This is a genomic window from Photobacterium atrarenae (assembly GCF_024380015.1).
GTDB lineage: Bacteria > Pseudomonadota > Gammaproteobacteria > Enterobacterales > Vibrionaceae > Photobacterium > Photobacterium atrarenae.
The window spans coordinates 1,970,036-1,983,668 of sequence record NZ_CP101508.1 but is presented as its reverse complement, the minus strand read 5'-3'; the positions used below and the strand labels follow the sequence as shown (position 1 = coordinate 1,983,668).

The following is a 13,633-nucleotide window of genomic DNA, read 5'->3' as shown; positions in this document are numbered from 1 at the left end:
GGCGTGTTGTTCGTCTTCAAGCGACTGCGGTGAACCGCTAGTAAATATCTTCTGTTTTCTCCAGCGGCACTTCTTCTTGCTTCTTTTGTTGCTGGTGGTGGCTGGGCTCATAGACAAAGCGTCGACGCTGGATTTTCTGGTGTTGATCCCGGCCCAGCATCAGCAGGCATGGGGTGAGGATCAGGGTCAGTAGGGTCGCGAAGGTCAGCCCGCCGGCAACTGCGGTGGCCAGTTGCGACCACCACTGAGTACTCGGTGCACCGAACTCGACCTTGCGGCCGATGAGGTCAATATTCATTTCCATCACCATCGGCAGCAGCCCCAGAATCGTGGTAATCGTCGTCAACAACACCGGGCGCAAACGTTGGGCACCGGTGTGCATAATCGCGACGGTTTTCTCATAGCCTTGCTTGCGGAGCTGGTTATAGGTATCGATCAGGACGATGTTGTTGTTGACCACGATCCCGGCCAGTGAAATGACTCCGATCCCGGACATGATCACCCCGAACGGGCGCTGAAACACGAGTAAGCCGAGGAATACACCGACCGTTGAGAACAGCACGGCACTCAAGATCAGAAATGCCTGATAGAAGCTGTTGAACTGGGTCACCAGGATGAGTCCCATGACAGCCAGGGCGACAACAAACGCAGTTTCCAGAAAACGCTGTGAGCTGGCTTGCTCCTCGTTCTGGCCGCGGATTTCAGCGTTGACGCTGGAAGGAATTGGCATGCTGTCAATCGCTGCCTGAATATTGGGGATCTCCAGGCTCAGGTTATAGCCCGGTGCCATATCCGCCATCACCTGAACTACGCGCTTGCCATCAATCCGGCTGATCGTATGTTGTTTGGGCGACGGCGTAATGCTGGAGAAGTTGGTGATGGGCACCAGGCCGTACTGGGTTTTGACTCGCAGCTCGTTGAACTGGCCGATATCCCGCTTTTCCTGCGGATAACGAACCAGAATATCCACTTCTTCATCGGTATCGTTCGGGAGATAATCACCAATTTTCAACCCATTGGTGACAAATTGCACCGTGTTGCCAACCAGGGTCGCATCACCGCCGAAGCGGGCAGCGTCGTCCCGCGCAATATTGATTTCCCAGTCGATCCCCGGTTTGTTATCGGAGTCGGAGATATTGGTAAATGCAGCCTGGGATTCCATCCAACGGCGCAGTTGCTGCACAGTATCCGACATTTCTTCGCTGTCGGTCCCGCTGATTTCAATCAGCAGATCATGCTCACTTGGTGGCCCGGCTTCCGGAGAAGTAAATTCAAGCTCAATGCCGGCCAGATCTGCCGTTTTATCCCGTAGTTCGGCAATAATGTCTTTCACGGGTGGCCGGTATTGCCAGTCGAGCGGGTTAATCTGAATGTGGCCAATCTGATCGTCGCCCCCGGTACGGGTGTAGACGCTGCTGATCCCTTCTGTGCCCAGCACCCGGGCTTCGAGTTGTTGCATCAGCTGATCTTTTTCATAGATCGACAGATCGCCGTACGAGCGGGCTTTGATGGTAAAGTGGGGGGGATCGACTTCCGGGAAAAACACTACACCCAGTCCGGCTCTGTCATAGGCAAAGCCGACGCTTGCTGCAAAGACCAGTGCAGCAATCAGGATTTTCAGCGGGTGACGCAGGGCGATACTCAGGCTGCGGAGGTAGAAGCGGGTCAGCCCCGTGGCCTGCTCAAACTGGCCGTTTTCTACGGCAATTTTGCGTTGTTGCGCCGCCGGGCTGATGTATTGCGGTTTACCGATCACGCTGCCGAGAACCGGGACGAACAGCATTGCCATCACCAGTGAGGCACTCAGAGTGGCAATCAGAGTCAGCGGCAGGTAGCGCATGAATTCCCCAGTGGTATCCGGCCAGAACAGCATGGGTGCGAAGGCGGCCAGGGTGGTGGCGGTCGATGCGGTGATCGGCCAGGCCATCCGCTTGGCCGCTTCCTGATAGGCTTGTTTGCGCGGGATGTTTTCCTGCATCCGACGGTCGGCATACTCAGTGACCACAATGGCACCGTCGACCAGCATCCCGACGGCCATGATGAGCGAGAACAAAACCACGATATTGATGGTAATACCGCTGACGGCCAGGACTAATAAGCCGGTGAGGAAAGAGCCGGGGATCGAGATCCCGACTAACAATGCCGTGCGGGCACCGAGGATAGCCAGGATCACGATCACCACCAGGATGATCGCAGACAAGATATTGTTCTGCAGGTCCACCAGCATGGTTTTGACATCCCTGGACTGATCCAGGGTGTATTCCACCAGCAGGTTATCGGGCCAGTCGTCTAACTGTTGGGCTTCCGCCATCACCGCTTTGACGATTTCGACGGTTTCAATGATATTTTCCCCGGCGCGCTTTTTCACATCCAGCACGACGGCCGGTTGGCCGTTGAGGCGGGCAAAGCTGTCGGGATCCCGGAATGCCCGGCGAACCGTTGCAATATCACCGAAGGTGATCACGGTATTGCCTTCGACTTTGATCGGCAGCTCGAGGATATCTTTCAGCGAGTCAAACACGGAAGGCACTTTGACCGAGAAGCGGCCGTAACCACTGTCGATATAACCGGCCGCGACGACCCGGTTGTTCCGGGCGACCAGGTTAAACACATCGGCCTGATCCAGGCCGTAGCTTTCCATCAGCAGCGGCTCGACCACGACTTCGACCACATCTTCCCGGTCCCCGGCAATGTCGACTTCGAGGATCTGGCGGTAACTTTCCAGCTCATCCTGCAGCTTACGGGCAATTTGGACGATGGTGCGCTCGGGGACGGTGCCATAAAGGACCATCGATAGCACTGGATCAAAGCTGGCGATGGTGATTTCTTTCACCTTGGGTTCGTCACTGTCGCTGGGCAGTTTCACCTTAGCCAGATCGACGGCCTCTCGCACGTCGGTCAGGGCTTCTTCGATATCGGTACCGGCATTAAATTCGAGTACTACGGAGGCATAGCCTTCTGCGGCTGAAGACTCCATTTCCTTGATGCCTTCAATCGTGCGCAATTCTTTTTCCAGTGGGCGTACCAGGAGGCGCTCGGCATCTTCCGGGCTGATCCCCTCATGGGTGACGGAGGTATAGATGACCGGAATGGTGATGTCGGGGTTCGATTCTTTCGGCATCATGCGGTACATGATGGCCCCGGCGATCAAAATCAGGATCAGCAGGGTGATCATGGTCCTCGCGCGGCTGAGTGCGGCGTCAATCAAAGTCAGCATTACTTCGCCTCCGCCTGTTGTACCGGGATAACATTCTCGCCATCACGGACGAACCCTTGACCAACCGTGATCACGGATACCTGTTTGCCGACACCATCAAGCCAGATGCCGTCTGGTTCAACCTTGACAATCGAGATAGGAACGAAACTGACTTTGTTATCTTTGACCAGGGTTTTAATGCCGAGGTTGCCGGCCTCATCGAGTGCCAGCATGGACGGACTGACCTTAATCGCCTCACGGGTATCAAGGACCAACTCGACACTGGCACTGGCCCCAGCGTTGAGCCGCATGTCGGGATTGGGAATTTCGATTTCAATGGCAAAGGTGTTGGTTTGCGGATCGGCCACGGAAGCCTGGTATCTGAGCTCACCTTTGGTGGTTGCGCCGTCCACCAACGTGATATTGGCATCCATACCGCGCTGAATTTGCTGAATATGGCGTTCATTGACATCAGCGCCGATCACCAGGGGGTTGAGATCGACGATGGTGGCCACCGGATCGCCGACGCCGAGATAATCGCCTTGCTCAACCAGCAGGTTTTCAATAATACCGTCAAAAGGAGCCGTGACCACTGTATCTTCCAGTGCCAGTTCCAGATTCCGCACGGTGGCCTTGGCTTCGATGAGCGCCGCTTCCGCCTGGCTGAGGGCGACTTCACCCTGTAAGCCTTTCGCCCGCAAGGAGCGGGAGGCATTGAATTCTTTCTCTCTGACACGCAGCAGTGCCTGGGCTCGTTTGAGTTGCAGTTCGCGGTCTGCCTTGTCCAGCCGGATCAGCGGCTGGCCTTTGGTGACGCGTTGGCCTTTGCGAATCTGGAGTTGCTCAACGGTGCCTGCTACCTCAGCAGCCAGGGTTGCTTCGCGATCCGGGGCGGTCCGGCCATACAGCGTGATGGCTTTCTGGGTTGGGCTGGTCTGAAACTGTTCAACCACAACTTTAGCCAAAGGCGGTGTAGAGGACTGCCGTGTGGCCGCTGACGGGTCTTGCTTGGTAGCGTCATCGGAAGTCTGTCCGCTGAGCAGCCAGAGGCCAATACCCAGGACTACGCACAGTGAAATAATCCAAGGTTTTCTGGAAAGTAATTGTTTTAACGGCAACATGAGCAACTGTCCTTGTGGCAGAAAGCGTGGGCAAAAAGCAGCACAGATTATTGTTAGTTTACAGCCAGACTGTCGGCCTTGATAAGATATTCACCCTGCTAATGCGTTTAGTTTCATTGGTTTTTATGCGTAATGTCTCAAATATTGTGATGAGAGAATTAACAGTTGGAACAATCCGGTCGCTCCTCTCCAGAGAGGGAATTTCGAGTGGGGAAAATGATGAGGGGACATATGACGTGGTCGCCTCTTCTGAGTATGATGACAAGCATCCTGTATGATGAAGCTCGGTTTGCCGGGTGGGAATTGGATCCCACAAGCCGTGAATTCTTCGTCTTGATCAAACTGTTGATAATATTCGTTTTATTGCCCGCGACACATGTTCTATCCTAGCAGGAAACAAGTAGTTGCCTTGCACATCATCGTGATTGGAATGATGGATGCTGAGGCGACTGGTGATTGATAACTAGCAGGGCTGCGAATGGCAGAAACAAAAAGAGAGCGCAGACTTCAGCAACTCAATGAACTGCTGGCAAGCCGGGAAAAGGTCCATTTGAAGCAAGCTGCGCAACATCTGGGCGTATCTGAAATGACGATCCGCCGGGATTTCAGCGAGCCCAGCGAGCTGGTCAGTCTGATTGGTGGCTATATTGTCAGCAAGCCAAGAAATCAGCCGGGCGGTCGCTATATCTTGCAGGAGCAAAGCGGCAATCATGTGCAGGAAAAGCAGCTGATCGGATCGATCGCTGCGGCACATGTGGCGAAGGATCAGACGGTCTTTTTCGATAACGGTACCACCAATATCCATTTAATTGAGGCGATTGACGCGACCATCCCATTTACCGGGGTGTGCTTCTCGTTCAATACCTTTATGGCTCTGAAAAAGAAAGCCAACTGTCGCGCGATTCTGTGCGGCGGGGCATATGACCCTGAGCATGATAATTTCTACCCGCTTGGGGTACAGAGCGAGATCGATCATCTGCGTTTCGATTTGATGTTTGTCTCTGCAGCCGGTATTGATGCGACAATGGGGATCACCTGTTATTCCTACCAAGAGTTACCGTATAAGTTGAAGGCGATTGCGCAATCCCGGCGGAAAATTCTGGTGGCGGATCACAGCAAGCTGGGCGTCGTCAAATCGGCTTTTGTGTGCCAGCTGGATCAGATTGATCAGTTTATTTGTGACGGGGATATTCCGGAGGCGTACCAAGCGGCACTCAGTCAGGCAGAGTAACGTCCATTTATGATGCCGTCGGGCATTTATCTCATAAACAACACATAAAAAAAGAGGCCGGAACCCGGCCTCTTGATGTTGGTTGTGTCTTTTGGTCGACGGGTTAACGTTTGTTACGGCGCAGGAAGCCCAGCCCCAGCATCGACAGCAGACCAAACAGGCTGAATGAGCCGCCGCTGCCGTCATACGGTTCAACGGTGGTTTTCGGCGTCAGCGAATCACGCTTGATCACCGTGACCTGCATGGTCCGTGTGGATTCCTCAACCGCGGCTTTGGTGAGTGGATTTTCCAGCGTCATGGTGACGGTGTACTCACCGGGTTCGATGCCGTTGACATCGAACATGACGGTTTGATCGCCATTTTCAGTCAGCGTCACAGACGGCAGGGCAACATTAGCCATGTCTTCTGGCTCTGGCGAGAATGAAATTTTGGCAACCTGGCCAGCTGTCGCACCTTTCACCGGGTAAGCCACTTCAATCCGGCCGCTCTTGCTTGGTAGTATGACGCGCTCACCTTCGGTTTCACCATATCCATAGCCCAGGGCAATAATTGCAGAGTCATGATCGGACGAGCGGAATGCATCGGCTTTGTAGAGTTTATCTGCGGCACTGCCTTTATGCTTTTCGCTGTAATCAAACAGCGGTGATTCGGCTGCGTTGATGTGCCAGTCCGTCGCATCCAATAGTTTCTTTTCCAGCGTTTTAGTGATCAGGACATGATCCAGCGAGCCGATCTCGTCATTGTACGAGTAGCTCCAGCTGCTTCGGCCATGCTCTTTATCTTTCATGGCCACCGCATTGAGATAGCCGTAGCTGTCGGTGATCACTGCGCCGTTTTCACCGAACTGCGGTTTGTAGCCAATGAAGGTATCCCGTGCTGCTTTCACTGTTTTCCCGGTTGGGATAGTTGTCAGTACCAGCATCGGGTCTTCCTGGGCGTAAGAGTTCATATCCCCCATAATCACTTGATCGCCGCCCATCTTGGTCATTTCTTTGCCTAGCTGAACGGCAGCCGCGACGCGGAAGTTTTCGCAAGAACCCTGGAAGTCATCATCTTTGACATCGTCTTCCGTCGGATCAAAGTTGTCCCATTTCTCCCAGCCCTGCCAGTCTTCCCAACAGGTTGAGCCTTTGGATTTCAGGTGGTTGACAGCGACCGTCAGTTTCTTCCCGGTGTGATTGACCCAGAAGGTCGCCGCCACGGTATCCCGCTGGTAGTTCTTGCCGCTTTCACGAACTTCGCCTTTGCCGTCGACGATTGCCGCGCCGTTCTCATCGGTGATCATCGGTGCTTTCTGGTACGGCATCGGGATCACTTTCGAGAACTCCAGGGTCACTTTGCTCGGGCGGTAGAGCAGGCCGGAAGCAATCGCATCGCCGCCCACTGAGTCAAGCTCATCCAGAACCGTGTTGCCGTCTGAATCGAACCCGACGAACACATACTTGTTTTCAATCGATTCTTTGCCGTGGCGATCTGAATAGTCTTCTTCGGTGTACTTGGCATTGATTGCGTTGACCAACTCAGTAATGGCACTAAAATCGCCAAAGCCGTTATTTTCGATTTCCATCAGGCCGATGATGTCTGCATCCAGGCCATAAATCGCTTCAACGATTTTATCTTTCTGCTTGGTATATTCAATCTCACTCTCGGCTCCACGGTTATCCCCATGCTGGTTCTCCGCGCCGCCGTATGGCGAGTTGAAGAAGTTCAGCACGTTTTGCGTCGCTATCCGAATGGGGAACTGCTCGAAGGTGGTGTCGTCGTTGAGCTTCGGCGATGAAGTGCGCGGTGTGTTGTGTGTGATGTTATCACTGTTGATATTATTGGTCGGGACCAGGCGGAACTCATCTTCTTTGTAGGTGAGCATGCCTTCCAGGCCAACGATGCTGTCGTTAACTCGGATATAGTTTTCGTGCGGCTTGGTGTTGAAACCTGGATAGTATGGGATTTTGCCGCTTTGTGGTTCCTTGTCGGAATCGACGAAAAGGCGGTAGTTCTGGTTCTGGCTGGCCTGAAGTTGCGATTCCACGCTGCCGGCGACATGTTGCTGGTTGGGTTGCATGTTCGGGCGTTTATAGGCCAGCACCATATTATTGCGTTTACTGTCGAAGTCATAGCTGAATGCTCGCGACACCCGCATATCCTGCGCACCGTCCTCGCTGCTATCCATATCTTGCGGCAGCCTGACCTTCATGCCTTCAAAACGCTCCAGGGTAGCACGGAAGTTGTCGCCATCAGCCGAAATACGAGTTAAGTCAACAGCGGATGGCACTGTACCAGCGCCAATGACTTCCCATTGAGCGTCGGTTGGCAGAATTTGCGTCAGGCCGCCGGCTTCTTCAACCTGGCCGATCACACAAACCGTTTGACCGACTAGGTTTTCATCTACATAAGAGTCGGTTGCCACAAACACACCATCGGAGGTCAGCTCATTGCCATCGCTGCTGTAGAGGTAGAAGCCTTGCATCAGACTAGTACCCACTGCGCTGACCACGCCTTCTATCTGGTATTCGTTGTCGCTGACAAACTTGCCGTCCGCCAGGAGAGGTGAGCGGAATCCTGTGCCCTGAACCTCACCAATCGCTTTGGTTTCGAACTTGCCGTTGGCATCCGTACAAGGGGTTGGGATAGGAGGTTGTTCGGAAAGGGTTGGATCGCCTAGGCCGGAGAAGTCATCTACATCAGATCGTGCCCAGTCACTGCCTTTGTATGTTGCGCTCGGCATGGTGGCTGTTTTCAGACGGCGAAGGGTTCTATCTGCGCCCCAGTATGAGCCTTTGACACCGATAATATCGTGAACTTGGGATGTATCATTAGTGTTTGCCAGCAAGACGGCATCATCACCATTGAAGTTTAAAGAATTATGACCAGATTGAGTCCAGTTGCCGGAGGGCACAGTGTTGGAGTTATTGGATGTAACAGCATCTTTAAGCGCCTGGCTGGCATCGCCATGAATAATGACTACGGACTTTTGCGCCGGAATGATGACATTCTTCAGGATTGGATTGCCGTCTTTATCTTGAATGGCATTTGTGTATTTGCCGTTGTCATAATAGAGCGCAATCGTGCCGTCAAAGGCGTAGTCGGTAGTGCCAAGGTTAGTCAGTTCAATTGCTCTGTTGTTGCTTGAGCCTTCAACATACTCGGAAATAATAATATCGTTGATATCCGCCAGCGCAGGGGCGGAGAGGGCGGTGGCAATAGCCGCAGAGAGGAAAGTAATTTTCTTATTCATTGTGAGTTCTCATTGATTGTTCGCAGTTTGCGTAGTCACAAAGTCTTTAGAAGTAGACGCGGGCATAGGCGTAAGCGTCCTGAGCGGCTTCGCCGAGGTTGCCTTCAATGGCAATTACGGAAGAGCGGGTCGGCTTGAAGTTCACACCCAGGGTGCCCCAGGTGCGGTTGTTGCCCCAGTCGGTGTCTTTGCCGTTCCAGAACTCACTCTCTGCATCCCACTTCTCGTAAGATTCGTAGTTTGCCGAGCCGACAACTTCCCACTGTTCAGTCAGGATGTACTTGGCTGAAACCAACGCGCCTTCGTTCTTTAAAGTTTGGTAGTCGTTAAAGGCGTAGATTTTGTTGTTCGGGTCAGTCACATCAACCGCAGTTTTCGATTGGGCAATATCTTCTTCTTCGTAGAAGGCATTGAGGCCAAACAGCAGGCTGTCGGTCAGGGCATAGCGCATACCAAACCCGATCAGTTTTTGCTCACCATACTTGGACTCGCCTTCAGAGCCGCCGCGCCCTTCCAGGCCAATCACAGCAGAGAAGTGATCGCCAAAGTAGCCGAGGTAGCCATTGACCACGTCACCCAGCAGGGCGCCGGAGGAAGAGGTTGCATTGTAGCTGTATGAGGTCCCTAGCTTCACGCTGCCGTAGGTGCCTTCATACTTCACCGTGGCGTCCTGATCGCCGGCTTCCCCGGTTTCGACCGTGGTATCAAAGGTAAAGTCACCCCATTTGTCGTAGTCATCAAAAGCCGTATCGGTGAGGCCGAACTCGACGTAGTGGTAGTCGTTGAGGACGTAACCGAGGTACAACTTATCGATGCTCAGCACCATATCACCGGAGCCATAGGCCCAGTTCTCGCGCTCGTAATCGACTTCGAGGCGGTACAGCAGATCGCCGTTGTTACCTTTCACGCCCAGAGTCGCAAAGGAGTCGTCGATATAACCCTGATCGGCGTAGAACTCACCGTATTCGTAGTTGGCACCGAAGTGGCCGCCGACACCGACTTCACCATATAGGTTAAGGGCATTGCCTTGGTCATCCTGATAAATGGTGGCTGCCTGCACCGTAGAAGCGCAAAGCAGTGCAGAGACAAGCGCTGCGACTTTAGTTGGATGAGTCGTTATTCTCTTCATTATTCGACCTTAAAAGTGTGATATTTTTAACATTGATAGCAAGTAACTGTTTATATGCTCACACTTAGAGTAATTACTCGCAATCGGTTGCCTTTGGAAATGTGATAACTATCAACAATATGCTTTTGTAGAATAGAAACCTTGTGATTACATCCTGTTTAAAATGTGATTATTTTCACGCAACTAACATTTGTCGGTGGCAGGGCATGACGACATCTATTCGTCGGAGTGTTGGTGATGCGGGGTCGCTTGGGGTAACCGAGTGGCTGGCTGTGAGAGAAAACTTGTTGCTGATGGTGCCGGGGCGTGAATGGGATTGCGAAGTTGCTTGGCAAACACAATGGTGAGCGGCAGCATTGGTAATCAAGTTGGTATACAAAAAAAGCCTGTTCCGAAGAACAGGCTTTTCAATCTCGATTGAGATAATTGGTGCGTCTGAGTGGACTCGAACCACCGACCCCTACCATGTCAAGGTAGTACTCTAACCAGCTGAGCTACAGACGCAAATTTTGTTTGAGCATTTCGAATCGTTCTGGTTTAACGCTCGAAACTGGTACGACCGAGTGGACTCGAACCACCGACCCCCACCATGTCAAGGTGGTGCTCTAACCAGCTGAGCTACGGTCGTATTATTTATGATGCACCGCGAATAATCGACATTAGGCGAAGGGGCGGGGCATTTAAATTGGTGCGTCTGAGTGGACTCGAACCACCGACCCCTACCATGTCAAGGTAGTACTCTAACCAGCTGAGCTACAGACGCAGATTTTGTTTGAGCATTTCGAATCGTTCTGGTTTAACGCTCGAAATTGGTACGACCGAGTGGACTCGAACCACCGACCCCCACCATGTCAAGGTGGTGCTCTAACCAGCTGAGCTACGGTCGTATTATTTATGATGCACTGCGCATTCATTAAAATAAGCGAAAGGGCAGAACATTCAAATTTGGTGCGTCTGAGTGGACTCGAACCACCGACCCCTACCATGTCAAGGTAGTACTCTAACCAGCTGAGCTACAGACGCAAATTTAGTTTCAGTATTTCGAATCGTTCTAGTTTGACGTTCGATATTGGTACGACCGAGTGGACTCGAACCACCGACCCCCACCATGTCAAGGTGGTGCTCTAACCAGCTGAGCTACGGTCGTATCATAAAACTGTGACGTTCCTGAGAACAAGGTGGATATTAAACACTTCATGATGGTGGCGCAAGTGCAACTATCCATAAAAACTGAAAAAAGGGCTTGTTTGCTTACTGTTTACGCAAAGCGCCAGCCAATTCGACAAAAACAGTCCAAAAAGGTCGTCGAGGCTGTGGGTTTCGCGATAAGTAATGCCTTGTTATTGCTCAGTTTCCAGCCTACTGGACTGGCGTTGCTCCAGCTGCGTAAATAATTCTTCAAACGCTCGGGTCAGTTTATGGTTCGGGAGCATATGGATCAGCGGTTGCTGGTGGTAATGTGACTCTTTCATTTTGACTGACAGAGGCAAATAGGGCTTGAGGATCGGTAAGCCGATGTCGCTTAAATCGGCGATGATCTTCGCCGGGAAATTTGCCTGAGCATTGAACATGTTGACAATGACCCCTTCAACTTCCAGTTTGCGGTTATGATCTTCACGCAATTCGGCGACATTGTTGAGCAAGGTCATCAGAGCCTGCTGGGAAAAGCTGTCACAATCGAACGGGATCAGCAGGCGCTGCGCGGCGATGAGTGCTGCTTTGCTGAAAAAGTTAAAATTCGGTGGGGTGTCGATATAGATGCGATCGTAGTCTTTCTCGAGCTCATCCAGGGCATCCCGGAGCTTGTAGATTTTATAGCGTCGCTCGAGTTCGGATTCGATTTTCTCCAGTTTAGGGCTGGAAGGGATGATATCCAAATTGGAGAATTGGGTCGGCTGGGGAAAAGCTTTCACCGGTGTGGAGACCGAAAACCACCCGACAGTTTGATTGAGCAGCTCGGCAATGTTTTTGCTTTGTTCGGCTCCGGCTTCATCGCGGGGATCGTACCCCAGATAATGACTGCTGTTACCCTGAACATCTAAATCGATGAGCAGGGTCTTCAGTCCCTGGGTCGCGCTAAGTGCTGCCAGGTTTGCCGCAATGCTGGATTTACCCACGCCGCCTTTTTGATTGAATATGACTCGTCGCATGTCTCCCTTCCCTGGATGATATCGAATCAAAATACGTTACCTGAGCTCACTATGCGTCGCAATGCTTATTTCAGTAACTCGTGATCCGGGGGCAATAAGCGGGAAATCCACAGCACCAGCTTGTGCTTCATATTGGGGCCATCTTCCTGATCCGGTGCCAGTGGGGTGATTTGTTTGGCAGTGACCAGCAGGCGATAAATACATTCGACTTTGTCTTTTGCCGAGACACTTTTGTCCAGGTCGCCATAGCCTTGTTGCTTCGCAAAGGCCATGCCCAGCTCCAGGGCTTTTTTCAGTAACTTGGGGTCATTCTTATTTTTTTTCATGGCTACTCCTTCGCGCTGAGATCAGTTGATGTGTCCGGTGGCGCATTAGAATTCATCATAAAGCGAATTTTGTCGGATGAATAGTCCGGGTCGATGTGAATCTCTCTTGCTCAGTGTTGCAGGCCGACTTTGATGTTGCAACGCTTGAAGGTGCGCTGCCAGAATCGAACATGATTGAGGATGGCCTGGCGATATTCCTGGTACAGCTGTCCGGCAACGTAGTACTGATAATACGGGGAAAACTGGGTGCTGAGTTCCTGCGGTGGCTCCAGTAAATCGAGCAGGGACCCTTGAATTTGCTGGTACTGGCTGTCGAGCTCGGCAAGATAAGGTTGCAAATCGGCGGCATAAAAGCGATAGAACACATTACTCAGGTACTCTGCTTGTTGCTGATTTCGGTTTGTCTCGCATATCACTGAAGATTCATGAGCTTCCAGCAGTTGGGTGGTCGTGGTGAGCCACTCGCTTGCCCGGGCCATGGAATAGACGAGCTGGCCGAAATAGCGAAAGGTATGAATGGCCTCCTGATGATGGAGCAAGCCTTCGGCTTGGTTAGGCGGCAGCGTTTCCCCCCGGACAATAAGCTGGTGAATGTATTGCAGGTAGCGCATCGCTTCCAGGTTCTCTGCGGCGCCGGGAAAGGCATTCAGTGGAAAAGCGTGCGTGAAAAGATTGAATTGCCGGCGCCACTCTTCACCGGTGGTCAGCATATTCCATAAATAACGCGACAACTGGTGGCGTTTCAAGCGGTGAAATTGTTCTAATTGCGGCAACAGGTCTGAGTCCTCCGGTAAGGTGCTGAGGCAGTATTCCAGCCCGTCCATAAACAGTAGCTCATAGCGCATTTGCCGGGTTTTGTCCTGTAGTCTCCCCAGCGTTGAGTTGCGCTCCGCAATGAGCTGGAACAGGCCGCATTCTCTGAGTTCATACGCATCCAGCAAGCCGATTCGGATCTCCTCAATGGGCAACATCAGCACACGAATATCTGGCAGAGGTGGAAGTTGGGTCTCCGGCGCTGCACCGGCCGGCGCCTCGAGTACATTGGCCAGGCGTTGATGATAGGTCTCGAAGTGCGCTTCTGTGCCATTGCGCTCACACCCAAAGAGGGGGAAGCAAAGTAGTAGCGGTAGCAACTTAGAAATCGCAGGGTATTTTGACATCACGTAAGCCTATGTTTTTTATTATGGCTTTTTCTATTATGGTTAACTTTACGACAAAAAGAAAAGGCGACCGTGGCCGCCTTGT

General features: G+C 52.2%; 9 protein-coding genes and 6 tRNA genes. 2 read left to right on the top strand and 13 right to left on the bottom strand.

Going from position 1 to position 13,633, the window contains the following annotated elements; genetic code table 11:
* Nucleotides 1-37: 37 nt before the first annotated feature.
* Nucleotides 38-3,217, bottom strand: coding sequence for an efflux RND transporter permease subunit (locus tag NNL38_RS09440; RefSeq protein WP_255387798.1), 3,180 nt, complete (start codon nt 3,215-3,217; stop codon nt 38-40).
* The gene (locus NNL38_RS09435; protein ID WP_255387797.1) at nt 3,217-4,317 is read right to left on the bottom strand and encodes an efflux RND transporter periplasmic adaptor subunit; all 1,101 of its coding nucleotides are present in this window, start codon (nt 4,315-4,317) and stop codon (nt 3,217-3,219) included. The genes NNL38_RS09440 and NNL38_RS09435 overlap by 1 nt, the downstream gene beginning before the upstream one ends.
* A gap of 14 nt (nt 4,318-4,331) precedes the next feature.
* Between NNL38_RS09435 and NNL38_RS09430 the strand changes: the two genes are divergently transcribed.
* Complete coding sequence (locus NNL38_RS09430) at nt 4,332-4,595, top strand: hypothetical protein (protein WP_255387796.1); 264 nt, start codon at nt 4,332-4,334, stop codon at nt 4,593-4,595.
* A gap of 200 nt (nt 4,596-4,795) precedes the next feature.
* A complete protein-coding gene (gene deoR, locus NNL38_RS09425) occupies nt 4,796-5,548 on the top strand; it encodes a DNA-binding transcriptional repressor DeoR (protein WP_255387795.1) in 753 nt (250 codons plus the stop codon).
* 103 nt (nt 5,549-5,651) lie between these two features.
* Here the strand turns inward: deoR and NNL38_RS09420 are convergent, their stop codons facing one another.
* The 11 genes from NNL38_RS09420 to NNL38_RS09370 form a co-directional block, all read right to left on the bottom strand.
* Nucleotides 5,652-8,783: an ExeM/NucH family extracellular endonuclease gene (locus NNL38_RS09420; protein WP_255387794.1), complete on the bottom strand. Its 3,132-nt coding sequence runs from the start codon at nt 8,781-8,783 to the stop codon at nt 5,652-5,654.
* Between the two features lie 46 nt (nt 8,784-8,829).
* On the bottom strand, nt 8,830-9,912 hold the full coding sequence (locus NNL38_RS09415; protein WP_255387793.1) for a porin: 1,083 nt from the start codon (nt 9,910-9,912) through the stop codon (nt 8,830-8,832).
* A 427-nt stretch (nt 9,913-10,339) separates the two neighbouring features.
* Nucleotides 10,340-10,416 (bottom strand) — tRNA-Val (locus tag NNL38_RS09410).
* A gap of 47 nt (nt 10,417-10,463) precedes the next feature.
* A tRNA-Val gene (locus NNL38_RS09405) sits at nt 10,464-10,540 on the bottom strand.
* 58 nt (nt 10,541-10,598) lie between these two features.
* Nucleotides 10,599-10,675: transfer RNA gene (locus NNL38_RS09400), tRNA-Val, on the bottom strand.
* Between the two features lie 47 nt (nt 10,676-10,722).
* Nucleotides 10,723-10,799: transfer RNA gene (locus tag NNL38_RS09395), tRNA-Val, on the bottom strand.
* 59 nt (nt 10,800-10,858) lie between these two features.
* Nucleotides 10,859-10,935, bottom strand: a tRNA-Val gene (locus tag NNL38_RS09390).
* A gap of 47 nt (nt 10,936-10,982) precedes the next feature.
* Nucleotides 10,983-11,059 (bottom strand) — tRNA-Val (locus NNL38_RS09385).
* A gap of 193 nt (nt 11,060-11,252) precedes the next feature.
* The gene (locus NNL38_RS09380; RefSeq protein ID WP_255387792.1) at nt 11,253-12,062 is read right to left on the bottom strand and encodes a ParA family protein; all 810 of its coding nucleotides are present in this window, start codon (nt 12,060-12,062) and stop codon (nt 11,253-11,255) included.
* Nucleotides 12,063-12,127: 65 nt separating this feature from the next.
* Nucleotides 12,128-12,388, bottom strand: a complete 261-nt coding sequence (locus NNL38_RS09375; RefSeq protein ID WP_255387791.1) for a DUF5062 family protein — start codon at nt 12,386-12,388, stop codon at nt 12,128-12,130.
* 110 nt (nt 12,389-12,498) lie between these two features.
* On the bottom strand, nt 12,499-13,548 hold the full coding sequence (locus NNL38_RS09370; RefSeq protein ID WP_255387790.1) for a DUF3080 domain-containing protein: 1,050 nt from the start codon (nt 13,546-13,548) through the stop codon (nt 12,499-12,501).
* Between the last annotated feature and the right edge of the window lie 85 nt (nt 13,549-13,633).

Bases quoted from the DNA above. Each gene is read 5' to 3' on its own strand.
- deoR (WP_255387795.1), top strand. From the start codon at position 4,796: ATGGCAGAAACAAAAAGAGAGCGCAGACTTCAGCAACTCAATGAACTG.
- NNL38_RS09375 (WP_255387791.1), bottom strand. From the start codon at position 12,388: ATGAAAAAAAATAAGAATGACCCCAAGTTACTGAAAAAAGCCCTGGAG.
- NNL38_RS09440 (WP_255387798.1), bottom strand. From the start codon at position 3,217: ATGCTGACTTTGATTGACGCCGCACTCAGCCGCGCGAGGACCATGATC.
- NNL38_RS09420 (WP_255387794.1), bottom strand. From the start codon at position 8,783: ATGAATAAGAAAATTACTTTCCTCTCTGCGGCTATTGCCACCGCCCTC.
- NNL38_RS09380 (WP_255387792.1), bottom strand. From the start codon at position 12,062: ATGCGACGAGTCATATTCAATCAAAAAGGCGGCGTGGGTAAATCCAGC.
- NNL38_RS09370 (WP_255387790.1), bottom strand. From the start codon at position 13,548: ATGTCAAAATACCCTGCGATTTCTAAGTTGCTACCGCTACTACTTTGC.
- NNL38_RS09435 (WP_255387797.1), bottom strand. From the start codon at position 4,317: ATGTTGCCGTTAAAACAATTACTTTCCAGAAAACCTTGGATTATTTCA.
- NNL38_RS09415 (WP_255387793.1), bottom strand. From the start codon at position 9,912: ATGAAGAGAATAACGACTCATCCAACTAAAGTCGCAGCGCTTGTCTCT.